General features: G+C 67.7%; 18 protein-coding genes and 1 pseudogene. 10 read left to right on the top strand and 9 right to left on the bottom strand.

What is annotated here, in order from left to right:
• Window positions 1–134: 134 nt before the first annotated feature.
• From ACZ499_RS35010 to ACZ499_RS34995, 4 genes are all read right to left on the bottom strand, one after another.
• On the bottom strand, window positions 135–398 hold the full coding sequence (locus ACZ499_RS35010) for an integrase core domain-containing protein (protein ID WP_468680632.1): 264 nt from the start codon (window positions 396–398) through the stop codon (window positions 135–137).
• 39 nt (window positions 399–437) lie between these two features.
• The gene (locus ACZ499_RS35005) at window positions 438–785 is read right to left on the bottom strand and encodes a DDE-type integrase/transposase/recombinase (protein WP_468680590.1); all 348 of its coding nucleotides are present in this window, start codon (window positions 783–785) and stop codon (window positions 438–440) included.
• Between the two features lie 142 nt (window positions 786–927).
• Window positions 928–1932 (bottom strand): dihydroxyacetone kinase subunit DhaK, encoded by a 1005-nt coding sequence (gene dhaK / locus ACZ499_RS35000; protein ID WP_468680588.1) that lies wholly within the window; start codon window positions 1930–1932, stop codon window positions 928–930.
• A gap of 117 nt (window positions 1933–2049) precedes the next feature.
• A complete protein-coding gene (locus tag ACZ499_RS34995) occupies window positions 2050–2493 on the bottom strand; it encodes a restriction endonuclease (RefSeq protein WP_468680586.1) in 444 nt (147 codons plus the stop codon).
• A gap of 299 nt (window positions 2494–2792) precedes the next feature.
• Between ACZ499_RS34995 and ACZ499_RS34990 the strand changes: the two genes are divergently transcribed.
• The 3 genes from ACZ499_RS34990 (at window position 2793) to ACZ499_RS34980 (ending at window position 7028) form a co-directional block, all read left to right on the top strand.
• A complete protein-coding gene (locus tag ACZ499_RS34990) occupies window positions 2793–3641 on the top strand; it encodes an MIP/aquaporin family protein (RefSeq protein WP_468680584.1) in 849 nt (282 codons plus the stop codon).
• A gap of 74 nt (window positions 3642–3715) precedes the next feature.
• Window positions 3716–5233, top strand: a complete 1518-nt coding sequence (gene glpK, locus ACZ499_RS34985) for a glycerol kinase GlpK (RefSeq protein WP_468680583.1) — start codon at window positions 3716–3718, stop codon at window positions 5231–5233.
• An 82-nt stretch (window positions 5234–5315) separates the two neighbouring features.
• Complete coding sequence (locus ACZ499_RS34980) at window positions 5316–7028, top strand: glycerol-3-phosphate dehydrogenase/oxidase (RefSeq protein WP_468680630.1); 1713 nt, start codon at window positions 5316–5318, stop codon at window positions 7026–7028.
• Between the two features lie 690 nt (window positions 7029–7718).
• On the opposite strand, the pseudogene ACZ499_RS34975 reads toward ACZ499_RS34980, so the two are convergent.
• Together ACZ499_RS34975 and ACZ499_RS34970 are read right to left on the bottom strand one after the other, a co-directional pair.
• Window positions 7719–8165, bottom strand: a pseudogene (locus ACZ499_RS34975) (transposase); the annotation flags it as partial.
• Window positions 8166–8204: 39 nt separating this feature from the next.
• Complete coding sequence (locus ACZ499_RS34970; RefSeq protein ID WP_468680581.1) at window positions 8205–8960, bottom strand: hypothetical protein; 756 nt, start codon at window positions 8958–8960, stop codon at window positions 8205–8207.
• 446 nt (window positions 8961–9406) lie between these two features.
• Between ACZ499_RS34970 and ACZ499_RS34965 the strand changes: the two genes are divergently transcribed.
• The 6 genes from ACZ499_RS34965 (at window position 9407) to ACZ499_RS34940 (ending at window position 17618) form a co-directional block, all read left to right on the top strand.
• Window positions 9407–9505 carry a transposase family protein gene (locus ACZ499_RS34965; protein ID WP_468680579.1) on the top strand — a complete coding sequence of 33 codons (99 nt, stop codon included), beginning with the start codon at window positions 9407–9409 and terminating at the stop codon, window positions 9503–9505.
• A gap of 381 nt (window positions 9506–9886) precedes the next feature.
• Window positions 9887–10516, top strand: coding sequence for an RNA polymerase sigma factor (locus ACZ499_RS34960; protein ID WP_468680577.1), 630 nt, complete (start codon window positions 9887–9889; stop codon window positions 10514–10516).
• Window positions 10513–11520, top strand: a complete 1008-nt coding sequence (locus ACZ499_RS34955; protein WP_468680575.1) for a CU044_5270 family protein — start codon at window positions 10513–10515, stop codon at window positions 11518–11520. The genes ACZ499_RS34960 and ACZ499_RS34955 overlap by 4 nt, the downstream gene beginning before the upstream one ends.
• A 117-nt stretch (window positions 11521–11637) precedes the next feature.
• Window positions 11638–12303: a peptidase inhibitor family I36 protein gene (locus tag ACZ499_RS34950; RefSeq protein WP_361389890.1), complete on the top strand. Its 666-nt coding sequence runs from the start codon at window positions 11638–11640 to the stop codon at window positions 12301–12303.
• Between the two features lie 410 nt (window positions 12304–12713).
• Window positions 12714–13124 carry a hypothetical protein gene (locus ACZ499_RS34945; protein WP_468680573.1) on the top strand — a complete coding sequence of 137 codons (411 nt, stop codon included), beginning with the start codon at window positions 12714–12716 and terminating at the stop codon, window positions 13122–13124.
• Between the two features lie 141 nt (window positions 13125–13265).
• A complete protein-coding gene (locus ACZ499_RS34940) occupies window positions 13266–17618 on the top strand; it encodes a golvesin C-terminal-like domain-containing protein (protein WP_468680571.1) in 4353 nt (1450 codons plus the stop codon).
• 166 nt (window positions 17619–17784) lie between these two features.
• Here the strand turns inward: ACZ499_RS34940 and ACZ499_RS34935 are convergent, their stop codons facing one another.
• Both ACZ499_RS34935 and ACZ499_RS34930 read right to left on the bottom strand, forming a co-directional pair.
• Window positions 17785–18246 (bottom strand): DUF6461 domain-containing protein, encoded by a 462-nt coding sequence (locus tag ACZ499_RS34935; RefSeq protein ID WP_468680569.1) that lies wholly within the window; start codon window positions 18244–18246, stop codon window positions 17785–17787.
• A gap of 639 nt (window positions 18247–18885) precedes the next feature.
• Window positions 18886–20001 carry an IS110 family RNA-guided transposase gene (locus ACZ499_RS34930; protein ID WP_468680567.1) on the bottom strand — a complete coding sequence of 372 codons (1116 nt, stop codon included), beginning with the start codon at window positions 19999–20001 and terminating at the stop codon, window positions 18886–18888.
• A 1289-nt stretch (window positions 20002–21290) separates the two neighbouring features.
• Here ACZ499_RS34930 and ACZ499_RS34925 point away from each other — a divergent pair.
• Window positions 21291–22658 (top strand): MFS transporter, encoded by a 1368-nt coding sequence (locus ACZ499_RS34925; RefSeq protein WP_468680565.1) that lies wholly within the window; start codon window positions 21291–21293, stop codon window positions 22656–22658.
• On the opposite strand, the gene ACZ499_RS34920 is transcribed toward ACZ499_RS34925, so the two are convergent.
• Complete coding sequence (locus tag ACZ499_RS34920; protein WP_468680564.1) at window positions 22648–24564, bottom strand: helix-turn-helix domain-containing protein; 1917 nt, start codon at window positions 24562–24564, stop codon at window positions 22648–22650. The two genes, ACZ499_RS34925 and ACZ499_RS34920, sit on opposite strands and share 11 nt — an antisense overlap.
• Between the last annotated feature and the right edge of the window lie 30 nt (window positions 24565–24594).

The following is a 24594-nucleotide window of genomic DNA, read 5'->3' as shown; positions in this document are numbered from 1 at the left end:
GAGGCCGGCAATCGGTCTGAGAGTCCTCAACACGCACGACTTGACAGGGAACGGACCTGGTCGGATGACACGACTCACGCCACCCACGACTCGCAGACCCTGCGCATTGAACCGCTCCGGGATCGGTGGAGACTCTATGCGTTGACTCCAGCCGCCGGTTGGGGCTGGTGTTGAGCGTAGTAGTTGGTCTCGTGCTCGTGGGGCGGGATGTCTCCGATCGCGGTGTGGAGGCGTTGGTTGTTGAACCGGTCGACCCATTCCGCGGTGGCGAGTTCGACGTCGGCAAGGCTGTGCCAGGGTTTGCGGGACTTGATCAACTCCGTCTTGTAGAGGCCGATCTGGGATTCCATGAGCGCGTTGTCCAAGGCGTCGCCGACGGTGCCGATGGAGGCGTCGATGCCGGCGTCGAGGAGGTGCGCGGTGAACGCGAAAGACGCCTATTGACTGCCCGCGTCCGAATGGTGAACGAGCTCCGGTCCAGCGGGAGTTCCGGCGCGGTCCCGACGCCACAAGGCCATGCCGAGGGCGTCGAGGACGAGCTGGGCCCGCTTGCTCGTGGCGGCGGACCAGCCCACGATCGCCCGGGAGAACACGTCCACGACGAACGCGACGTAGACGATCCCGGACCAAGTGGCGACATAGGTGAAGTCAGCCACCCATCGCTCGTGCGGACGAGACGCGGTGAAGTCGCGCCGGAGCAGGTCACCAGCCCTCTCCTTGCCGTCCCGAATGGTCGTGCGGATCTTGTTCCCGCGTCGAGCGCCCTCCAGGCCCAGGTCGCGCATCAGCCGCGCGACGGTGCAGCCACTGGCATGCCTTCGCGGCGGTGCAGCTGCCGCCAGACTTTGCGGACCCCGTAGACGCTGAAATCGAGTCTGATGGTGAACCCCCCGCGTGAGCGGGGCCGCTCCCACCGCCACCATGGGCTCAGCGGCCCCAGCGCAGCGCGGCCGTCTGCACGGGCGCGTCCCACAGCCGCAGTATTTCCGCATCGGCCCGGCACAGTGTCACCGAGCAGCCCGCCATGTCCAGCGACGTGACGTAGTTGCCCACGAGCGCCCGCGCCACCGGCACGCCCCGGGCCTCCAGCAGCCGGACCACCTCGGCGTGGAACCCGTACAGCTCCAGCAGCGGCGTCGCTCCCATCCCGTTGACCAGGGCCAGTACCGGCCGGTCGGCCGGAGCCACCTCCACCAGCTCCTCGAGTACGGCGCCCACCGCGACCTCCGCGATCTCCCGGGCCGGCATCATCGCGCGCCGCTCTCGGCCCGGCTCGCCGTGGATCCCGACCCCGAGCTCCATCTCCCCGTCCGGCAGGTCGAAGGTCGGGCTGCCTTTCGCGGGAGTGGTGCAGGCGCTGAGCGCCACGCCGAAGCTGCGCGAGGACTCGTTGACGCGCCGGGCGATCGCGGCCACCTGCTCCAGCGGTGCGCCCTCCTCGGCGGCCGCCCCGGCGATCTTCTCCACGAACAGGGTCGCCCCGGTGCCCCGCCGCCCGGCTGTGTACAGGCTGTCGGTGACGGCGACGTCGTCGTTGACCAGGACCCGCTCGACCCGGACGCCGTCCTCCTCGGCGAGCTCGGCGGCCATCTGGAAGTTCAGCACGTCCCCGGTGTAGTTCTTGACGACGAACAGCACGCCCTGCCCGGCCTCGACGGCGCTCGCCGCGCGCAGCATCTGGTCCGGGACGGGCGAGGTGAACACCTCCCCGGGACACGCGGCCGACAGCATCCCGTACCCGACGAACCCGGCGTGCAGCGGCTCGTGCCCGGAGCCGCCGCCGGACACCAGCCCGACCCGCCCGCCCTCCCGCGCGTCTCGCCGTACGACCACCCGCCGCTCCACGTCCACGTTCAGCTCCGGGTGGGCGGCAGCCACCCCCCGCAGGGCATCGGCGACCACGGTCTCCGGACTGTTGATCAGCATCTTCATGGGACCTCCCGGGTGGAACCGGCGGCCGAGCCTCTGCCCAGTGTCCTCACGGAGCTCAGGCATCGCCGGTGACAGGCGGGCGCATTCGCGATCGCACGCCACACGAACAGTGTGCCGTCACGCCGTGGACATCCGCGATGCGTGCTCGCTGCCGCCCGCCTCCCAGGGCGGGGGTGCGGCCAGTTCGGTCCAGGCGCCCGGGGCGCCGCCATCGACGCAGACGATGCCGCAGGTGGCGGCGTACTCCTCGGCGGGTGCGGCGGCGGAGCTGGTGCTGACGACGACCGCCACGTCGGCCTCGTGGGCGGCGAAGCAGGTGCCGCCGAAGCGCCGCAGGTCCTGGGAGCCCACCCGGTTGCCGTCGGCGTAGTGCCTGCCTGGGATGACGACGCGGAACCCGTCCGCGTTCGTCGCGACCACATCGGCGCCCAAGTTGCCTGCACCGCCGAACGCTTCCACCGGTGTGCAGCCGCCCCGCGCGCACGGCGCGGCGACGTGTGCTCGAAGCCGTCGGTCGCGGGGCTGCGGACCCCGGGTCAGCCAGACCACGGGCGCCGGCATCCCCTTCCGTCTGGTCAGGGGCCCGAGGGCGATACCGGTACGAGCGCCCAAGGCGCTTTCGCAGTCACTTGTCGGCCGGTGCTCGTGAGCTGGTGAAGAAGCGGCGGTCGCAGTCGCAGCGGAACATGCGTGGCAGCCCCAAATATCTCCTGCCGGCGGGCGGACTTCCGTCTCCTCCCTGGCCGGGCAGCGGGCAGTATCGCCCCGCGCGCGTATGGCTCTGGCCGGTCCTACAATGATCTCTGGATGACTCGGGGCAGTCGACGGCCGGCCCTTGGGCCGGCGGGAAGCGGGCACCCATGGCTCAGCGACTCAAGAGATCAGGACTGGTCGGCGAGCTTTCAGCGGAATTCGCCGGCACGATGATCCTCATCCTCTTCGGTTGTGGCGTGGTGGCTCAGGTAGTCGCCGGCGGGGCCCTCACGAATCCGGCGGGCGGCCTGGGAAACCACGACAGCATCGCCTGGGCCTGGGGCCTCGGCGTCACCCTGGGCGTCTACGTCGCGGCGAGGCTGAGCGGTGCTCACCTCAATCCCGCGGTGACCGTCGCGCTGGCGGCCTTCAAGGGCTTCCCGTGGAGCAAAGTGGCTCCCTACGCGCTGGCCCAGACGGCCGGCGCCTTCGTGGCAGCCCTGATCGTCCGGTGGAACTACACCGAGGCGCTGGCGAAGGCGGATCCCACCCACACGATCAAGACGCAGGGCGTCTTCTCCACGCTGCCCGCCAACGGCAACACGAACCTGCCGGTCACCGAATGGGGCGCACTCCGCGACCAGATCATCGGCACCGCGATCCTGCTGCTGCTGATCCTGGCGGTCACGGACCTGCTCAACACGTCCCCCGGCGCCAACCTGGCGCCGTTCATCGTCGGCCTGATCGTCGTGGGCATCGGTATGGCCTGGGGCACCGACGCGGGTTACGCGATCAACCCGGCACGCGACTTCGGCCCCCGGCTGGCCAGCTTCTTCACCGGGTACGGCGGAGCGTGGCGAGATCAGTACGGGCACTTCTACTTCTGGGTGCCGATCGTCGGTCCGCTGATCGGAGGTCTGCTGGGAGCGGGCCTGTACAAGTTCTTCATCGGCCGGTTCCTGCCGACCGCTGAGCCGGAGCCCCCCGGACGGGTCCCGACCCCGGACGAGAGCTGACACGAGAGCTGACCGGCTCCCGGGGCGGCCGTGATCCGGCCGCCCCGGGAGAGCCCAAGGAGAGGCGGCATCCCATGGCGGACTTCGTCGGCGCGGTGGACCAAGGGACCACCAGCACCCGTTTCATGATCTTCGACCATGCCGGCAACGAGGTGGCGAAGCACCAGTTGGAGCACGCACAGATCCTCCCGCGCTCGGGGTGGGTCGAACACGACCCGGTGGAGATCTGGGAGCGCACCAACTCGGTGATCCAGAACGCGCTCCGGCACGGAAACCTCTCGCCGGAGGACCTGGCGGCCATCGGTATCACCAACCAACGGGAGACGACCGTCGTCTGGGACCCGCGCGACGGCCGCCCCTACTACAACGCCATCGTCTGGCAGGACACCCGTACCGACTCCATCGCGGCAGCGCTGGAACGCTCGGGCCAGGGCGACGTCATCCGCCGCAAGGCAGGGCTGCCGCCGGCCACGTACTTCTCCGGCGGCAAGATCCAGTGGATCCTGGAGAACGTCGACGGAGTCCGCGAGGCGGCCGAGCAGGGTCATGCCCTCTTCGGCAACACCGACTGCTGGGTGCTGTGGAACCTCACCGGCGGCCCCGACGGCGGCATCCACGCCACCGACGTGACCAATGCCAGCCGCACCATGCTGATGGACCTGGAGACCCTCGACTGGGACGACGAGCTGCTGGGCTTCTTCGGCGTTCCCCGGGCGATGTTGCCGACCATCAGCCCGTCCTCCCACCGGGAGGCGTTCGGACAGACCCGTACGTCCCGGCCGCTGCGCGCCGCCATCCCCATCACCGGTGTGCTCGGCGACCAGCAGGCAGCCACCGTCGGGCAGGTCTGCTACGCGCCGGGCGAAGCCAAGAACACCTACGGCACCGGCAACTTCCTGGTGCTCAACACCGGCACGGAACTGGTGCGGTCCCAGCACGGCCTCCTCACCACCGTGGCGTACCAATTCGGCGACAGCCCGGCGATCTACGCACTCGAAGGCTCCATCGCCGTCACAGGCTCAGCGGTGCAATGGCTGCGCGACCAGCTGAAGATCATCAACGATGCCGCCGAGAGTGAACGCCTGGCCCGGACCGTCGAGGACAACGGCGGGATCTACTTCGTCCCCGCCTTCTCCGGCCTGTTCGCCCCGTACTGGCGCTCCGACGCCCGCGGCGCGATCGTCGGCCTGGCCCGGTACAACGACAACGGCCACCTGGCGCGGGCCACCCTGGAAGCCATCTGCTACCAAAGCCGCGACGTGGTGGAGGCCATGGAGCAGGACTCCGGCGTCCACCTCGACGTGCTCAAGGTCGACGGCGGCGTGACGGCCAACGACCTGTGCATGCAGATCCAGGCCGACGTCCTCGGCGTCCCGGTCAGCCGCCCGGTCGTCGCCGAGACCACCGCGCTCGGCGCCGCCTACGCCGCCGGTCTGGCCACCGGTTTCTGGCGGGACACGGACGAACTGCGCACCCACTGGCAGGAGTCCAAGCGCTGGGAACCCCAGTGGTCCGAGGAACAGCGCGCGGAAGGATACGCGGGCTGGAAGAAGGCGGTAGAGCGCACGCTCGACTGGGCCAAGGTCGAATAGGTTCCGGCCGGGAGCGACCGAATGGGCCGGCCCAGGCCGCATGCGCCGACCACACCTGCACCCGCTGCACGAGGAGGAGACCATGGCGAACCCGGTGGCTCTCTCGCCAGGGGCACGCGCGGAGGCCCTCGTCCAACTGGGAGAGGGTGAGCTTGACGTCCTCGTCGTCGGGGGCGGCGTCGTCGGCGCCGGCGCGGCCCTCGACGCCGCCACCCGGGGCCTGAGAGTCGGCCTCGTCGAAGCCCGGGACTGGGCCTCGGGCACATCCAGCCGCTCCAGCAAACTCATCCACGGCGGCCTGCGCTACCTGGAGATGCTGGACTTCCGGCTCGTCGCCGAAGCCCTGAAGGAACGCGGACTCCTGCTTCAGTTCCTAGCCCCTCATCTGGTGCGTCCGGTGCCGTTCCTCTACCCCCTGCAACACCGGATCTGGGAGCGTCCGTACGTCGGCGCCGGCGTGCTGCTCTACGACACCATGGCTGCGGCCTCCGGTACCTCCAGAGGTCTGCCCCACCACCGCCACCTACTCAAGCGCCGAGCCCTGCACGAGGCGCCCGCGCTGCGCTCCGACGCCCTGGTCGGCGCCATCCAGTACTGGGACGCCCAGGTCGACGACGCCCGGCACACCATGTTCCTCGCCCGCACGGCCGTCGCCTACGGAGCGCTGGCCGCCAACCGCACCCGTGTCAGCCGTTTCCTGCGGCAGGGCGAGCGGGTGGTGGGAGCCGCTGTCACGGATCTGGAGACCGGCGACGAGACAGAGGTGCGAGCCAAGCAGGTCATCAACGCGACCGGCGTGTGGACCGACGACACCCAGGCCCTCGCCGGCACGCGCGGCCAGTTCCACGTCCGCGCCTCCAAGGGCGTACACCTGCTGGTCCCCCGTGACCGGATCAACTCCCGCACCGGACTGATCCTCCGCACCGAGAAGAGCGTGCTGTTCGTCATCCCCTGGGGACGACACTGGATCATCGGGACCACCGACACCGACTGGACACTCGACAAGGCCCATCCCGCCCTCAGCTCCAAGGACGTCACCTACCTACTGGAACACGTCAACAGCGTCCTGGCCACACCTCTGGTTCCGGAGGACGTCGAAGGCGTCTACGCCGGTCTGCGTCCCCTCCTGTCCGGCGAGGCCGCAGAAACCAGCAAACTGTCACGGGAGCACCTGGTCGCACACCCGGTACCCGGGCTCGTCGTGGTGGCCGGCGGCAAGTACACGACCTATCGGGTGATGGCCAAGGACGCAGTCGACGAGGCGGCCCGCGGCCTGGACGAGAAAGTGCCCGACTGCATCACGCAACGCGTTCCGCTGCTCGGCGCCGACGGCTACCCGGCCCTTTGGAACTCCCGCCACAACCTCGCCGAGCGCTCCGGGCTGCATGTCGCCCGCATCGAGCACCTGTTGAACCGCTACGGTTCCCTGGTGCACGAACTGCTCGCCATGGTCGCAGCCGACCCCTCGCTCGGCGAGCCGTTGCCGAGCTCCGACGATTACCTGCGGGTCGAGGCCGTCTACGCGGTGACCCATGAGGGTGCCCGCCACCTGGAGGACGTGCTCGCCCGACGTACCCGGATCTCCATCGAGTCCTGGGACCGTGGTGTGGACGCGGCGCAGACCGTCGTGGAACTGATGGCGCCTCACCTGGGGTGGGACCAAGCGCACCGGGACCGTGAGGTCAACCACTACCTGACGCGGGTGGCCGCCGAACGCGAGGCTCAGCAGCAGCCGGACGACCAGACCGCCGACGCGGTACGGCTCGGCGCCCCCGACATCATCCCGGTGCACTGAGTAGGGCCGGGGACTGGAAACGAGCGGGCCCTGAGCCAGCGGGTGTTCGAACGGCCGCTACCACGCCCGGCACGTGACCAGGCCCTTGTTAGCCCTGACTTCCTCCCACGCCTCCTTGACTTCCCACTTCGAAATATCGAACGGCTTGATCTGGGACTTCAACTGGCTCACCGAACTCCTCCCGGGCGCTGCCCGGTTGATGCGATCAACGCAGTCACGAACGACCCGGCCCCTTCGCTCCACCCCCATTACAGGGGCTTCACCACTACTACGAGCCGGTCCGCCGGCAGGCCCCGCATCGGTACTCAACCCCTCGCAGTGTCCGCTGCTTGAGGCGCTCCCTCTCGCCGCCGCTACACGGCGCGCAGTATCCGCTTGCCTTCTCCTGTTCCATGCGAAAGCCGCAGGCCGGACTCACGTCGCCTACATGACGCCCTTTCCTCATCGCTCACCACGACGGTCCCCTACGATCAACTTCCTTTCACGTTCAGGACACAAGACCGGGCCAAACGCTCCCGACCTGGACCACGTGGACGCCAGAAGACGGTTTCGCCCACCGGTGCCATGTGGTACCCAGGGAGGGGCCCAGAACCAGGACGGGAGCGTCTTCTGGCCCGTCAGAGCGGTATTGCAGGGCGTTCTTCGGTGTCTCGCTCACCTGCCTGACCCTCTCATCAGTCACGACAGCCCCTATGTAGGGTCGGGGACTGGCTGTAGCTGTCCGACCAGGTGGAAGACCTCGCGGGCCGCATAGCGCTTGAGGCAACGGACGATTTCGCGACGGGTCTTCCCCTCCTTGATCCGGCGCTCGTAGTAGTCCTGAGTGCGCGGGTCGACCCGCAGCCGGGTGAACACGATGCGATGGAGCGCGGCATTGGCCTGCCGATCGCCGCCACGGTTGAGACGACGGTACTGCCGGCGTCCCGAGGAACGCTCGACAGGACTGACCCCGCACAGCGCGGCGAAGGACGCCTCACTGTCCAGCCGTTCCGGGTTGTCCACCAGCGTGATCAGCAAAGCGACGGCCGTGTCCGGGCCGATCCCCACCACGTCGAGCAGCTGCGGGGCATGACCTTTCACGAGCCGGGCCAAACGAGCGTCCACATCCCGGATCTGCTCGGAGAGCTGGCCGATCCGGTGTGTGCTTCCGCCCTCATCAGGATGGGTGTGGGCCGTTCAGTTGTCGCCGTACCAGTTTTCGCGGAGGTCGATCACTTGGTCGTGCAGTACGTCTCGCCTGGGGTCTGCGGGGAGGGCGGCGATGTGGGCGAGGAGGGTGTCCAGTTCTCCGAGGAGGGCGGGGTCGCCGTCCTGCATTCTGTCGATCTTGGGCTCGATGACCGTGGTCAGGTAGTTGCGCAGCACGGACGCCGTGCTGCCCGGTGCAGGCGTCGAGGGGGCGGGCTCCCACTCGTGTACGAGGTGGTCGGCCGGGCTATTCAGAATCCAGCCCGCGTAAGCGCGGTCCGCGAAGACGAGATCCAGATCCGGTGCGATGCGCAGGCGCAGGATGTCGTGGACGGGAGCGGGCGGCCTGCGGTGGGCGCACACCAAGTGGTCGCCGGATTCGCTCACCCACCTGACCGATGTGGGCTTCGCGTCGAAGTTGGCCTGGGTGAGGGCCGTCATGCTCCCGGCGGTGGGGGGTACCTCGGTCCAGGCATGCGGATCCCAGCCCGCGGGTGCTTCCTCGGGAACCGTGAGCGTGCAGCCTCTGAGTGATCGGTCATCTTTGTCGAAGCGGAATTCGTCGTCGCCGGACCACAGCCAGTCGACGCTCCCGAAAGTCTCTGACAGGAGCACCTCGTGGCTGGGCCGGCCGGTGTGCGGAGATGCCGTGACGTATGCGCCCGACAGGGAATAGCGGGGGGCATGGGCCAGGGGCCGGTCGGTGAGGGTGACGGCGAAATCCGCTGCCAGATCGAGTCGCATGGTGGTTCCCTGTCGAAGCTGTGTCGCCGGAGGCAGAGAGCCGCCCTTAGGAGTGGGGATGCCGCCGTTGACGATCTGCTCGCGTGTGACGGGCGGTCCGGGGTCGCTTGATGACCCGCCCCATGCGGCGGCGCCGCTGTCGTTCTAGGGGCCGGACGGCCCGTAACTCGTAATGAGGTTTCCGGCCTTGCCGCCCCTGCTTTCCATCACGACGATGTCTTCGCCCTGGTGGAAGATGAGCCGCTCCGCGCCACCGCTCGATATGTATACGCCATCCGGACTCTTGAGGACCTCCAGTTCGCGTTCTGGTGTGAGGTCAGGGCGGTGTTGTATCGTTCCCCATCCCCTCCGGCCTGGGCCAGCTCACCGACGCCCGGCCCGCCGAGCCCGGGGAGCACCCGAGTCTGCTGGACTGCCTCGCGGCGGTGCCCGATCCGCGCCGGGCCATGGGGCGTCGCCATCCCCTCGCCTTCGTCCTCGCGATCGCCGCGTGCGCGGTGCTGGCCGGCGCGAAGTCCCTGACGGCGATCGCTGAGGCCGCGTAGCGCTTGAGGCAACGGACGATTTCGCGTCGGTCTTGCCCTCCTTGACGCGGCGTTCGTAGTAGTCCTGGGTGCGCGGGTCGACGCGCAGACGGGTGACCCACTCGACCAGCCTGGGGAGGGCAGGTCGAGAGCGCCAGCGCTTGAGGAGGGAGTCAGATGCCACCACCCTCAGAATGCTGCACTGGTCGGGTCCCAAGGGATCTGAGCTCGCTGCGCCTGGGTACAGCCCGAGGTGACCTGCCCCGGCGACGCCGAGGGCGAGACCAGGAGAGGCTGTGTCCAGCTCTGGTGGGCCTCGATCACTGAGCAGAGATCGCGACTCGCGGCGGTAGTACCCACACGAGAAGTGGAACTGGCGTGTCTGAGCGGACACTAGAGGTTGTGGCACATACCAATCGAGCACCATCCGGCGACGCAGGAGCTTTTGAAGAGCTGTTCGATGCCCACGCGCGCTCTGTATACGCACATGCCCTGCGCATGACTGGAGACTGGACGACAGCCGAAGACGTGATGTCGATCACCTTCCTGGAAGCCTGGCGTCTGCGCGACAAGTTATGCAGCGACGTCTTACACCCCCGAGCCTGGCTGTTGGGCATCGCAACCAACGTGCTCCGAAACAGGGCCCGCGCCGCACGTCGGCACCGCGCAGCAATGGAACGGATACCTCGAAGCGATCGTGTACCCGATTTCTCGGACGAGATCGTCGACCAGATGGCCGATGGTGAACGGCTCGCCGCGGCCAAGAGAGCCCTGGGTCGTCTTCGTCGTACCGAGCGCGAGGTGTTCGGCCTCGTGGTGTGGTCTGGGCTGGGATACGCAGACGCAGCCGCGGCTCTCGGCGTGCCTGTCGGCACGGTCCGCTCGCGCCTGTCCCGCGCACGGGAGAAGCTCCGCAAGTCACTCGAAGCGGAATCGGCGGAGAACGGTCGGTCTCTGGAACCCGTGCGGGCCAACGGACACGGAGAAGGCAGTGGGAAGTCCGCAGCTTCCGTCAAGGGGAGGAAACCATGACCACCGGATCTACGCCGCAACAGCATGACGCAACTGAGTCCGTCGAACGGGATGAGCTCGCCCGGCTGGTGCCGACTCCGCCGTACCGAGACATTGATACGGATCGCCTACTGCAGCGCAAAGCGCATGTGTTGCGTGAAACGACCACTCCGGCAACAGGGCCGAACAAGTCGTTCCGGTCCCGACTGCCGCGTCGCCGCTGGGCTGTCGTTCTCGCCTCAGGAGCCCTTGTGGGAGCCGTCGTCGCCGGTGTGAGCATGTTCGGCGGATCCCCCCCCGACACCACTCCGCCCGCTAGCGCGGAATCGGCGCATCTTCTGGAACGCGCCGCTCTGGCGGCTGCCGAGAAGCCAGGGGGGGCGATTCGGCGTGACCAGTACACATACGTCCAGACGGTTGGACGTAGTGCCGTGCTCTCCGAGGGGCCGGACGGTCAGATGCAGCGAAGCAGCAGGGATGAGGCTCTAGAGCAGTGGACCTACTCGGACGGAAGCCGTGCGACGGTGCAGAGCCGGGCCGGCGGGCCCCTGGTCACCTTGGAACCGCCGGGCGCGGCCTCCATGAACTCGCCCTCCTACAAACTCCTGTCCGGCCTGCCGACCGAGCCCGGCGCCCTGCTCGAAAGGGTCTACCAGGACGTGAGGCGCAATCACGGTGCAGACGACGATCAGGAAGCGTTCGTCACCATCGGAGACCTCTTGCGTCATTCCGTCGCACCTCCCGCAGTCAGCGCCTCCCTCTACCGGGCCGCTGCCCACATCCCCGGTGTCGTACTGATTTCAGACGCCGTTGACGCAGCAGGTCGGCACGGAGTGGCAGTGGCAAGGGCACACGACGGCGAACGAAGTGAATGGATCTTCGACGCGAACAGCCTCCGCCTCCTGGGGGAACGAACCGTCCTGGTGAAGGACGGGCCTTGGGGTACGGCGGGCAGCGTCGTGACCTCCATCGCGATCGTCGGGCGTGGCGTTGTGGACAGCCCCGGACAGCGTCCCCACGCGTAGCAGGGCAGCGGCGAAGCGCGGGTCCCTGTTTGGCCGGTCTTTGACTGACGCCCCAACACCCCCTCTGGCTACGTTGATTAACGAAAATCGTTCGTACGTTCCAATCATGGGGGGAACATGAGGTCGATTCGTGCTGCTTTAGGTGCCGCTGCGACGGTCCTCGCTGCGCTGGCTGTCGCATCGCCTGCCGTCGCGACGGAGACTGCACCGCAGCCGGTGGTAGGGGTACTCTCGCCGGCCGAAGAGGCCCGGGTGCAGCAGGAGGCGGAGAAGAGCGAGCCCGTCATGGCCAACTACAAGGGCAAGAAGATCAACTTGGCGGAAAGCTGGGAAGGCGCGCAAGCCTGTACGCAGGTGACGGGCGGCGCGGTCTACTGCTTCGACAGCCAGCAGGAAGCCGACGAAGCACTGCCGAGCATCGACCCGGTCGCGGCTGCGGAAAACAAGAAGCAGGCCGCACAAGCAGGCAACCGGAGTGGGGCATCCACTACGGACATCGGGGACTGCAACAGGGTGTGCTTGTTTGAGCACTCCAACTACACAGGCCGGATGTTGCAGTGGTATCAATCCGGCAAGAAGAACCTCGGCGACTGGGGCTTCCGTGACAAAGCCAGTTCAGGCTGCGTGCGCCGAGCCACTGGTGGCGTTCTCGTGTATGACGCGCGCAGCTTCCTGCCCGATCCCTACATGGCGCTGGGCAACCCCGGCTGCTACGACTTCACGAAGGTCGGATACCCGACCGGCGGCAGTTGGAACGACAAGGCCGACTACATAGAAATGTAGAAGCATTTGGCTCGTGCTCACGTAGCCCGTCCCTGGCGCCGGGGACGGGCCGGCACACCGGGAGCTGGATCGCGCACTGGGCGGGGCAGCTCCGAGCCAACCAACAACACGCTCATCGACGCGAAGCGATCCCCGCCTACGAGTTGGCCGACTGGGCCATGCGAGCCAGGCCAAGGGTGGGGCGGACAGGCCAGGGATGGCCATTCAGGACGGCTGCGACGCCGTGCCTGGTAGGCGAGACCCTCACAGAGACCCCGCCGACGCAGGAGTACGGGTCAGCAGGCGGGCAGGCGGAGCTCGCCGGCCCAGCTCTCGAACCGGACGCGGCCCAAGCCGAAAGTGATGTCCCGGGAGAGCCGGCCGCTGCCCGGCCTCCCCTTGTCGCGCACCGCCGGGACTGTCTCGCCGAGATGAATGGCGAACGGCGTCCCGTCGGTGAACGGCGCCACCTCGACACGGGCTCGATCCAGTCAGCCGAAGCGGTACGCCGCTCAGCGGACTCGCTCGAAGACCGCAGGGTCAAGGAGGTCTTCGCCGACTGGTCATCCTGCATGAAGAGCAAGGGCTACTCCTACACAGATCCGATGAAGGCGAACGACGACCCGAAGTTCTCCGCGAGGAACGCCACGGTGGCAGAGATTGAAAACGCCAAGGCTGACGTCACCTGTAAGAGCACAGCCAATCTCATCAAGATCTGGAATTCCGTTGACGTGGAAATCCAGAAGCGTCTCATGCAAGAGCACAGCGAGGAACTTGCCCAGGTCAAGCAGGATAAGGATTCTGCACTCAGGATCGCAGGTTCGGTTAGCTCGCGTCACTGAAGCTGCGCCGGGTTGCCTTGGCCCTGTCCCTAAGGATGCAAGGCAGCCCGTACGCCTATGCCATAAAACACTAATGGGGAGATGGTGTTGAAACGTAAAGGAAGAAGCCGAGCCGGCTTAGCGGTGTTAGCCGCGACAGCCGTGCTCACCAGCCTGACACAGATATCGGTCGCTGCCCCCGCCAATCCGGCAGCGTCTGAGCAGCCCGGGCCGGCAGCTGACCCGGCAGCGGTTCCGCCGTCCCAGCGCGCGCAGCTGCTCGGCAAGGAGTGGAGCCGATCGGGGGATCGGGCGTGGACCACCAGCGGTGATGCCAATGGCTTTCACATCCTGACCGCTGATCAGAAAGACGGCTACGCCTGGAAGACGGCGGCCACGTTGTCCGAGCCCGGGTTCGACACGGATGCCTGGATTGGCAATACGTGTGTCACCGCTTCGGGCAAGCGGGCGGTGGTGGTGTACGCGCCCCGTACGTTCACCAACAAGCCGCAGCTGATGGCCCGCGGTGGCTTCACGGCGATCGTTGACCTGGACACGGGCCAGGTCAACAAGCTGGACTTGCTGGCGTCGCTGTCGTACTACAACCCGGGCTGCGGGATCGGCGAGCGCGCCGTGCTGACCCAGTCCGGCGGTGAGGACAAGCCCGGCACCCGGCTGATCCGGGTGGATGCCGCTACCAGCAAGCTGTCCGGGCCGATCGAGACCAAGGGGCAGGTCACCTCCGCAATCCCGGTCACCGACGGCACAATCGTTGCCGCATCCGGTGCCGAGGTCATCCAGGTCGACACCCGAGGCCACCGCACCGCACTGGCCCGCACCACGAGCGTGCCCTACCGGCTGACGCCTGATGGCGACGGCGGCGTCGTTTTCCTGGACAAGAAGGGTGCCACCAGCACGGTCAAACGGATCGCCGCAGCGGCTGTGACCCACCCCGATGCCCATGGCACCCAGCCGACTGTGCTCGCCACGGGCCCGGCGGCCGAGACGAGCCTGGTGGGAAGCGCCGGCACCGCCTTTATTACGGGCCATGCCCGCCTCGCCTCGAAGACGGCGTTGCCGTCGACGGTGCGTCAGCTCACCGGCGCCCGTAAGGACGCCCAAGTCACCACCAGGGGCGATGGCTTCCTCAATCCGCCCGAGTGGGGGGATGGCAAGGGGACGCTCCTGCCTCCCGGCGAGGCCGACCGGGCCCGCCCGGTGAAACTGGCCCTCACCATGGCCCCGACCGGCCGGCAGGCCGCGTTCACCGTCGACCCGGCCAGCCGCACCACCTCCCACGCGGCTCAGGGTCGGGAGGCATCCCCAGCCCTGACCAGCCACGCCCACCGCTCGGCCACCGCGCGGGCGAAGGGTGTTGCGGCAGCGAGTTCGCCGACCGATCCGGTCGAGGCTGAGCGCACGTGTTCGGTGCCGCGCAACGATCCGCGCAACCAGGCGATGCAGCCCAAGCCTCGCCAGGTGGAGTGGGCCGTAGACCAGGCGGTCACCGGCAACCTGAACACGCTGGTGAAGCGGCCGGCGAACTGGAAGAACCTCGGCATGCCCGAATACGCGCCGCAGAGCCTCTTCCTCAACCCCGTCGTGGACGGCGGGGACCGGGCGATCGCCCAGGTCATGCTCGGGGTGGCCACGCAGGAGTCGAACATGTGGCAGGCCGGACGCGAGGCCGTGCCCGGCGTCACCGCCAACCCTTTGATCGGCAACTACTACGGCATCAACCTCTACGACGGTGACTCCGGCAACGACTGGGACGTCAACTTCGCCAACGCCGACTGCGGCTACGGCATCACCCAGATCACCGACCACATGCGCATGGCCGGCCGCGAGGACGGCCACGGCGGTACGGCCTGGGACTACCAGAAGCAGCGCGCCGCGGCCCTCGACTACACCGCCAACATCTCCGCCGGACTGCAGACCCTGATCTCCAAGTGGAACGAGACCCGCGCCGCCGGGCTCATCGCCAACCACGGCACCTCCGCCCGCCCGGAGAACTGGTACTTCGCCCTGTGGGCCTACAACTCCGGCTTCCACCCCAAGACCAGCGACGGCTCCCCCTGGGGCCTGGGCTGGGCCAACAACCCCGCCAACCCCGAATGGGACGCCGGACGCCTGCCCTTCATGGAGAACGCCAACGGCGACGACGACGCCAGCGCCGCCGCCCGCCCGCAGAACTGGCCCTACCAGGAGAAGGTCCTCGGCTTCGCCGCCCACCCGCCGGCCTTCCTCGAATCCCCCGGCAAGATGGTTCCCGCCTTCCGCGCCGCCTCCTGGAACGGCACCAACGACGGCGTCACCACCAAGGGCAGCGCCAAGTACAACCGGGCCCACGTCAAAGCTCCCGAGGACCTGTTCTGCGATAGCTCGAACACCTGTAACCCGAGCCGGATCTCCGACAGCGCCACCAACGACTCCGCGACCAGTGGCCCCTGCGGGCGCGCGGACTTCAAATGCTGGTGGAGCAAGCCCGCCACCTGGAAGACCGACTGCGTCACCACCTGCGGATACGAGTTCATGCGCTTCAACAACACCTACCCCGAAGAAGCCGACGGCACCGCCTACCCGCCCAACTGCACCACCAGCGGACTGCCCTCCAACGCCCTCATCGTCGACGACGTCCCCGTCGGCACCCCGGTCATCCGTCCCGGGTGCACCAACGCCTGGACAAACTCCGGCACCTTCTCCTTCGCCTTCGGTAACAACGGCACCGAATCGGTCTACCCCTCCAAGGTCGACCTCCACCAGCTCGGCGCCGGCTTCGGCGGCCACTTCTACTACGGCCACACCCGTCAGGACGACGCCAAGGGCCAACGCCTGAAGATCACCGGCACATGGAAGTTGAAGAACCGACTGCCCAAAGCGATGGCGAGGGTATGGGTTCACCTTCCCGATCACGGAGCACAGACCGCGTACGCGCAGTACGAGATCAAGACCGTCAACGGCATCAAGAAGAAGGCGATCAACCAGAAGGGGACAGCCAACCGCTGGGTATCCCTCGGGTCATACCGCTTCAACGCCGCCATACCCGAGATGGCGTTGACCACGATCACCTCCAACGGAACAGGTGACGACGACATCGCCTTCGATGCTGTCGCATTCGAGCCCGGCGATCCACAGGATCTGGGCATCATGCCCCTCGTCTCGATCCCCGATGGCGAACCCCAGGCCGATCTTCCCGGTTTCGATGATCAGCCCATTCGCGCGAACCGGAACACCGGAACGAGCGCCGCACGGGGAACCGTGCCCGCTCTTGATGAACGCTGCTCGCCGCGCGACGCCAAGGGGCGCACACTCTGCATGCGGCTCAGTTCCGATACAAAGAGTGCTCCACAGAGGCGAGTTGACGGTAAGAGTCCATCTGCGGCAGGGGACATTGTTTCCTGGTGCGCCCCAATGTCCCCGGGAAATGACTACTACACTCGAACTGAAGCCTGTCTGCGGAAGGTCTCTAACGTCTCCCTCTTCTGGATGGAGAACGGAAAAGAGCTAGGCTGGGCCGACTTCGTGATGGAGATGCAGATCAAGCTGCACCCGAACCTCAACGAGTTCGACCAGTACATCAACATCGTTCCCACCCGAGTCGACCCGACACTCGGGCAGGTAACCCTCGGGTGGGACACGGCGAACACCTGCGGGGCAGACTGCTCACAGTCACCCAAGGTATGGACGGGCGAACCCAGCTGGAACACCAGCGACCTCCACACAGCCAAGGGCCTCTACCAGACCAAGTGGGGCGGAACGGGTGAGGAGAAGTTCGACCTCGGGTGGATGCTGACCGGCCGCGCGTCCGTCACTCCCCTCACCGCGAACCACGACCTCGGGAGCACCCTGGGCGACCTCACCGTCCGGTGCGACAACATCACCAAGGGCACGGCAAGCCCTGGATGCGTGTTCTCCTCCTACATCCCGACGTACCCCATTCCCACCAAGCGGTATCCCGCCGCAGGAGCCTACTACTGGCTTATGCGCGAGAAGCTGGCCAGCCACCCGGGCAGCAAGGAGAGGAAGAAGCCACTGCACTATCTCGCAGACGGCCAGAGGGGAAACCGCGATATCATCTGCCCCACCAAATGGGATGCGCATCCTTCGACGCCGTCGGGCAGCTGTGACGAATATGCCTTCGCCACCACCTACGAGAGCGGCGGCCTCACCGGAGGAACCAACAAGGTGGACTCAGGGGACGAATGCGTCCAGCTGTACGCGGCGCCACCCGACCAGTCACAAAACCAGTGGACAATCCGCCTGGATGACCGCGACTCCGCTGATTCACCCGAGGTGAATGCAGATGATCCAGCAATCTGGAACGCGAAGTGCGGACGGGCGAGCATACCCCTCGACCAAAATACAGGAGCGATGGCGCCATTCGGCCGAACCGGCGGCTTCGTGCCCTCAAAGAGACTGCTGGACAATGAGCCCTTCTGGCTCGGTCTCCCGGGATTCGAGCACTGCGTCTACAATGCGGACAGCTGCACTTTCCGCCCTAGTGACGCCAAGTAGCTAACTTAAGAGAGGCTGGCGGATTCACGCGCATCCGCCAGCCTCTTCCGTGGCCGGTGATTGCTGCGTCAGTGCATCTCAGGCTGCCCGTGGCGAAGCGTCCGGCAAACATTGCTGTGTCTGTTCCAGGAACGCGGATGCCATTCATTCGGTGTCACGAGAAAAGTCACTGACGATAGTCAACTGCACTCAGGCGGCCCTCCTCCAGTTGGCCATTCCGGAGGCCGAGCTCAAAGAAATCTGTGATGACCTGCAGGCTAATTTCCGCTCGCTGGTCGGCGCCCAGTGAGTGCGTGCTGCCCTCAGAGTGGAGAACGCCGGCAGCTGAGAGCTGGTCAACCAATAGATCTGGATCGTCTCCCCAGCGGCGCGATTCCTCGCCGAGCCCGAACTGGCACACTTTCACCCCATCTTTATAGTAGGTGAAAATCGACGGCGGCTCCCACGGCATCAGGTGAAAGCTCACCGCCTCCGCACCCCCTGCGGACAGCCGTTCCATCCCCTGAGGTGCTGAGGCCACGGCGTCGCCATACTCCACGGCAAACGCCCACCCGCTGGACTGCCCGAGCAGGGCGATGCCTTGAGTCTGCGATGATTCGATCAACTCCCTGGCCTCCTCCGTACTCATTAGAGGTAGTCGATCTCCGACTCCGGGACGTAACCGATTGGCTAGATCGGTTAATCCGATTCGGCGAACAAACGTGAGGCAATCTACCGCGTAGGGCTCAAGAATCCAGGAGATGCCGACAGTCATCCCACGTATCTTCTTTCAGTTGGCGAACCGTGACGAGCGAGCGGAAGGCGACCCATCCGTACAGTCGATGATTCGACACCCACGACGACTGCACCGCTCTGGATGCCACGATGCCACAGAAGACCCGCCCGGCCTACCGGAGTTCACTCAGCTCAATACACAGTTCATGCGCCTCGTACCTGAGATGCCTGCCACCGTGCCCGAGTGGCAGCGCACTGAGTGGAAACGGCGCAGTGTCCGGCGAGAACCGCCGCTGGCCGGTTGCATTGTGCGACAAGGCGGGCAAGGCCCTGGCGTTCGACGTTGCCCTGAGCTCCTGAACGCCGGAAGGGGCACGAGCCCCCGGGAGAGAGTCGAGCAGGCAATCAGGGGCAGCCCCGACCACATGAAACAACACAAAGCGACCTCGCCAGGATCCGGGCCGAGCATGTCGAGCGCGCTGGCTCCCTGACCCAGGCCGACGCACGAGGCCCCCGCAGACAAGCCGACGGGGGTCCACATCAGTCACGGCCCCTATGAGCGGGGTCCTGGCTGTAGCTGTCTGACCAGGTGGAAGACCTCGCGGGCCGCATAGCGCTTGAGGCAACGGACGATTTCGCGACGGGTCTTTCCCTCCTTGATCCGGCGCTCGTAGTAGTCCTGAGTGCGCGGGTCGACCCGCAGCCGGGTGAACACGATGCGATGGAGCGCGGCATTGGCCTGCCGATCGCCGCCACGGTTGAGACGACGGTACTGCCGGCGTCCCGAGGAACGCTCGACAGGACTGACCCCGCACAGCGCGGCGAAGGCCGCTTCACTGTCCAGCCGTTCCTGGTTGTCTCCCAACGTGATCAGTAAAGCGACGGCCGTGTCCGGGCCGATCCCCACCACGTCGAGCAGCTGCGGGGCATGACCTTTCACGAGCCGGGCCAAACGAGCGTCCACATCCCGGATCTGCTCGGAGAGCTGGCCGATCCGGCAAGCCAGCAGACCCAGCGTGATCCGAGTGGCCTGCAGCACCGCCTCCACGCCGGCCTCCTCGTGACCGCTCACGTCGGCGAACCGCGCGCAGGTCCGGAAGAGTTCGGCATTGCCCAGTCCGGCCAGTTCTTCCCACAAGGCGGGATCGGCAGTAATGAGGACGGACTTGAGCTGGTTGACGGCCTGGGTGCGGGCTTTAACGGCCGACACCTTCGTGAGCTTATACATTCTCGCGATCTGCACCGGCCCGTCACCCGCTTTGGCCCGAGCACAGGCCCGCCCGCTCAATACGGCTCGCGCCGCGTTCTGGGCATCGAGCGGATCCGATTTGCCGCGCCGACGGCGATCCGCCTGGTCCATCCGATTCACGTCAATCACGTCTATGCCCTGGGCCAGCAGATAGCGGGACAGGGACGCCCCGTAGGAGCCGGTCCCCTCCACCCCGGCCCGCCGCACGGCACCCAACTTCCTGGCCCACTTCAGCAGATCGCGGTATCCCGCCGCAGTGGCTGGGAACTCGCCGGTGGCCAGCACCGTCCCCATCACCGAGAGCACCGCAGCCACATGGGCATCCCGGTGCGTGTCCACTCCCAGCACCAGCTCCCCCGCAGGGCGACGACGACGGGTCTGCGGCACAGGCGGCGTACTGGACATGGTCGAACTGGACATGCCCGTTCCCCTTTCCGGTCCGATGGCGCGTCGCGTTGCCAGCACCGGACCGCGCCGGACGGTCAGAATCGTGAGGACGCCACAACGATCGGCAGGCCCCTATCGGGACACGCTCCGCCGGCCCGGCACCGACAACGCACCATCCCCGGCCAACGGCCGGCAGGACAACGGGACACTTCGGTCAGAGATGTCAGGAGTCAGGCTCTAGACCCGGGACAGCCCACCCATCCTCCCGCCCGTCACAGCAACCCCACCCAGAAACACAGAGCATGCTCAGTCCCAGCCCTTGGAACATCCTGAACCTGACTCCGGCCGGTCGTTACGCGGCCCACAGTCCGACATCTTCGTTCAGTTCACTTCATTACCGGCGTGGCCTCTTCACGGCTGCGCACTCTACGAAGCCAGGGCACCAACGTGCCGGAGATCGGGCCGACCCTCAGCGGGTTGTCCCACGGCAGCGCCGCCCGTTGTGGGCACTCGATGCGTTCGCAGACGCCGCAGCGGATTCGGGGACCAGACCTCGCCGCTGAGGAACGCCGAGACCTCCTGCGAGCACCTGCCCGGCGGTGGCCTCAGTGACCATCACGTGTCACGTTGCTGTCACCAACCCCGTCGACGCACCTGGACCACAGAGGCCCCACCTGCGTGAACGGCATCGATCTGGACCACGTGGACGTCAAGAGACAGTTCCGCCTACCTGTGCCAGGTGGGACCGTCACAGCCCCAGCGGGTGGAGCACCAGCCTGAGCATCCAGTCCCGCCGGTGGCGTGGATGCACTGGAGGCGCTCGACCGTTCGGAGCGCGACCTGGAGGTCTACGCCAGGGGCACCGAAGGCATCCACGACGTTGGAGCCCTCGTGCCGCGCAGAAGCACGGCCTCCAGGACGGGGCCACGGGCTTACCTCTGCCGCGGATCATGGGCTTCCCAACGATCCACGCAACCCAATCGCCTGATCTGCCACACATGCCCGAGTTCTACGCTGCGTAGTCAGCACCAAGTCAGCACGGGAGGGGTGGGAAGGGGTGATGACGTGGGCTCTCAGTCAGCACCAAACCAGCACGGGAGTCAGCACCGCACCCACAATTCATGCCCCAATAACGCAACTCGGACAGCACTCTCCATGGCTTCGCCGAGGCCGTCTCGGAGAGCCCGAAACCACTCCCATGGTGCCCGCACGCACTCCCCCACCCCGAATTATGGCGCCCCACCACATACGCTCCTGACCTGCACATTCCTACGGTATGGCGACACGCAAACCGTCCCCGCCGACCGCAGGAAGTGGTGCCGATGTCCTCCCCCGCGACCTCTCCCCCAGCCCCCTCCCACCTCCCCCGCATCGTCGCCGCCAGCCTCATCGGGACCACCATCGAGTGGTACGACTTCTTCCTGTACGGGTCGGCCGCCGCGCTCGTCTTCAACAAGCTGTTCTTTCCCGGCTCCGACCCGCTCGTCGGCACGCTGCTGTCGTTCCTGACGTACGCCGTCGGGTTCGCCGCCCGGCCGATCGGGGCGCTGGTCTTCGGGCACTTCGGGGACCGGGTCGGGCGCAAGAAGCTGCTCGTGCTGAGTCTGCTCATGATGGGCGGGGCGACCTTCGCGATCGGGCTGCTGCCGACGCACGCCACGGTCGGCTCCGCCGCGCCCGTGCTGCTCACGGCCCTGCGGCTGGTGCAGGGGTTCGCGCTCGGTGGGGAGTGGGGCGGGGCCGTGCTACTGGTGTCGGAGCACGGGGACGCTCGGCGGCGCGGGTTCTGGGCATCGTGGCCGCAGACCGGGGCGCCCGCCGGGCAGTTGCTCGCGACCGGCGTGCTCTCGGCGCTCACCGCGCTGCTGTCGGATGACGCCTTCCTCTCCTGGGGGTGGCGGGTGCCGTTCCTGCTCTCCGGGGTGCTGGTGCTCGTCGGGCTGTGGATACGGCTGTCGGTCGATGAATCCCCCCTGTTCAAGGCTGCGTTGGAACGTGCGGAGGCGCGCAAGGCCGCCGAGCCCGACCGGGTGGCGGAGAAGCTGCCGCTCGTCGCCGTCCTGCGCGACCACTGGCGCGACGTGCTGGTCGCGATGGGCGCCCGTATGGCGGAGAACATCAGCTACTACGTGATCACCGCGTTCATCCTCGTGTACGCGACGACCTCCGCCGGGATGGCCAAGCAGACCGCGCTCAACGCCGTACTGATCGCCTCCGCCGTGCACTTCGCGGTGATCCCCGCCTGGGGCGCGCTCTCCGACCGGATCGGGCGGCGGCCCGTCTATCTGATCGGCGCGGTGGGTGTCGGCGCCTGGATGTTCCCCTTCTTCTCGCTGATCGACACGGCCGACTTCGGGAACCTCGTCCTCGCCATCACCGTCGGGCTGGTCTTCCACGGGGCGATGTACGCACCCCAGGCCGCCTTCTTCACCGAGATGTTCGCAACCCGGATGCGGTACTCGGGAGCCTCGATCGGCGCCCAGTTCGCCTCGGTCGCCGCCGGCGCGCCGGCCCCGCTCATCGCCACCGCCCTCCTGTCCGACTACGACAGCTCCACCCCCATCGCCCTCTATGTGATCGCGGCCGCCGTCCTCACGGTGATCGCCCTCGTCTGCGCCCAGGAGACCCGCCACCGCGACCTGGCGGAGGTCGACGCCGAGAGCCGCTCCCGGGACTCCGTCAACGTCTGACCGCCGCCGACATCAGATGGAGCCGCAGCGCCAGCTGGATCTCCAGCGCTCGGGCCGGGCACTGCCAGTCCGGCCCGAGCAGCCTGCCTATCCGCTCCAGCCGCTGAGCCACCGTGTTCACATGGACGTGCAGGTCGTCCTTGGTGCGCGCCGGGCTCATACCGCTCGCGAAGTACGCGTCGAGGGTGCGCACCAGGTCGGTGCCGCGCCTGTCGTCGTACGCCACGACCGGGCCGAGCGTCCGGTCGACGAAGCCCTCGATGTCCCGGCTGTCGGCGAGGAGCAGCCCGAGGAAGCCGAGGTCCTGGGCGGCCGCCCCCTCGCCGGGGCGGCCCAGCAGCCGCAGCGCCTCCAGACAGCGGCGCGCCTCCGCGTACGCCTCGGCTATCTCGCCGGGCCGGGCAGCCGGGGCTTCGACGGAGGCCGACGCGCCCACCGTGACCCGCTCGTGCAGGGCGCCGCCCAGCTGCTTGGCCAGCTGCCGGGCGACCTCGGCCGGGGTGTCGGCCGGGCCGAGCGGCAGCAGCAGCACCGTCCCGCCGTCGCGGGTCGCGGCCAGGCCGTGCCGGGTCGCCGCCAGATGCGCGGCGGCCGAGCCCATCCGCTGCCGGTCGGCGGTCTGCCGCTCCGCCGTGCCGTCCTCGGGGCTCTCGATGCGGGCGGCGAGGACCACGTGCGGCGCGTCCAGGTCGGCCCGCAGCCGGGCGGCGCGGTCGCGCAGCAGCCGGGGGTCGCGGCCGGGCGCGTCCAGCAGGTCGTCCAGGAGCTCGCCGCGCACGCGCTGTTCGGCCTCGCCGGCCGAGCGCCGGGCGAGCAGCAGCAGCGAGGTGACCATCGCGGCCCGCTCCAGCGTGCGGCGGTCCACCGGGTCCAGCGCCGGGTGGCCGCGCAGCACCAGCGCGCCCAGCACTTCGTCGCCCGCCGCGACCGTGGCCACCCAGTCCCGTCCGTTGCGGACCGCATGGCCGTCCGTGCCGGTCAGCTCCAGGGCGGCGAAGGCCGCCGAGTCGGCGTCGGCGAACTCGACCGTTCCGTCCAGGACTTCGGAGACCGCGCTCGCCACGTCGTGCACCCCGCCGCCGCGCAGCACCAGTTCGGTGAGCCGGTCGTGGACCTCGGAGGCGCGCTCCAGGACCGCGCTGTGGTCCCGGATGATCTCGTTGGCCCGCTCCAGCTCGGCCAGTGCCGATCTGGTCTCGGCGAGCAGGTTGGCGGTGTCGATGGCGACGGCGGCGTGCGCGGCGAAGGAGCCGAGCAGGGCGATCTCCTCGCGTGCGAAGACCCGGCTGTGCCGGTCGGCGGCGAACAGCACGCCGATCACATTGCTGCCGAGCATCAGCGGTACGCCGAGGATCGCGACCAGGCCCTCGTCGCGCACTCCGGTGTCGATGGTCCGGGTGTGCTGGAAGCGCTCGTCGTCGAAGTAGCTCGACGTCACATACGGCCTGGCGGTCTGGGCGACGAGGCCGCCGAGGCCCTCGCCCATGCCCAGCCGCAGCTGCTGGAAGCGGGCGGCCACCGACCCTTCGGTGACGCGCATGTAAGTGTCGCCCGCCACCGGGTCGTTGAGGCTGAGGTAGGCGACCTCGGTGCCAAGCAGGGAACGCGCGCGCTGCACGATCGCGCGCAGCACCGCGTCCAGATCGCGCAGCCCCGCGAGGTCGTGGGCGGTCTCGAAGAGCGCGGACAGCTCGGCCTCTCTGCGCCGTCTGCCCTCCAGGTCGGCGCGGACCCGCAGGGCGAGCTGCCGGGCGGACTCCAGGGCGGCCAGCGCCTCGGGCCCGGCGCCGTCGGCACGGGCGAGCAGCGCGGGCCGGTCGTACGCCTCGGCCGCCGCGCCGCGCGCCAGAAGCTCCAGATAGGGGGCCTCCGCGTACTCGGTGGACTGCGGGTGATCGTGGGACATGTTCACAGGGATACCTGCCGTACGAGCGGC

Source organism: Streptomyces sp. NPDC031265 (assembly GCF_055570295.1).
Note: the sequence above shows the minus strand (reverse complement) of the source record. Positions and strands in the feature narration are given on the sequence as shown.

Excerpts from the sequence above, each read along its gene's own strand:
- ACZ499_RS34995 (WP_468680586.1), bottom strand. The coding sequence starts at position 2,493 with ATGCCGGCGCCCGTGGTCTGGCTGACCCGGGGTCCGCAGCCCCGCGAC.
- ACZ499_RS34965 (WP_468680579.1), top strand. The coding sequence starts at position 9,407 with ATGGGGCGTCGCCATCCCCTCGCCTTCGTCCTCGCGATCGCCGCGTGC.
- ACZ499_RS34990 (WP_468680584.1), top strand. The coding sequence starts at position 2,793 with ATGGCTCAGCGACTCAAGAGATCAGGACTGGTCGGCGAGCTTTCAGCG.
- ACZ499_RS34920 (WP_468680564.1), bottom strand. The coding sequence starts at position 24,564 with ATGTCCCACGATCACCCGCAGTCCACCGAGTACGCGGAGGCCCCCTAT.
- ACZ499_RS34925 (WP_468680565.1), top strand. The coding sequence starts at position 21,291 with ATGTCCTCCCCCGCGACCTCTCCCCCAGCCCCCTCCCACCTCCCCCGC.
- ACZ499_RS34950 (WP_361389890.1), top strand. The coding sequence starts at position 11,638 with ATGAGGTCGATTCGTGCTGCTTTAGGTGCCGCTGCGACGGTCCTCGCT.
- ACZ499_RS34970 (WP_468680581.1), bottom strand. The coding sequence starts at position 8,960 with ATGCGACTCGATCTGGCAGCGGATTTCGCCGTCACCCTCACCGACCGG.
- glpK (WP_468680583.1), top strand. The coding sequence starts at position 3,716 with ATGGCGGACTTCGTCGGCGCGGTGGACCAAGGGACCACCAGCACCCGT.
- dhaK (WP_468680588.1), bottom strand. The coding sequence starts at position 1,932 with ATGAAGATGCTGATCAACAGTCCGGAGACCGTGGTCGCCGATGCCCTG.
- ACZ499_RS34980 (WP_468680630.1), top strand. The coding sequence starts at position 5,316 with ATGGCGAACCCGGTGGCTCTCTCGCCAGGGGCACGCGCGGAGGCCCTC.
- ACZ499_RS34945 (WP_468680573.1), top strand. The coding sequence starts at position 12,714 with ATGAATGGCGAACGGCGTCCCGTCGGTGAACGGCGCCACCTCGACACG.
- ACZ499_RS34955 (WP_468680575.1), top strand. The coding sequence starts at position 10,513 with ATGACCACCGGATCTACGCCGCAACAGCATGACGCAACTGAGTCCGTC.
- ACZ499_RS34935 (WP_468680569.1), bottom strand. The coding sequence starts at position 18,246 with ATGAGTACGGAGGAGGCCAGGGAGTTGATCGAATCATCGCAGACTCAA.
- ACZ499_RS35005 (WP_468680590.1), bottom strand. The coding sequence starts at position 785 with ATGCGCGACCTGGGCCTGGAGGGCGCTCGACGCGGGAACAAGATCCGC.
- ACZ499_RS34930 (WP_468680567.1), bottom strand. The coding sequence starts at position 20,001 with ATGTCCAGTTCGACCATGTCCAGTACGCCGCCTGTGCCGCAGACCCGT.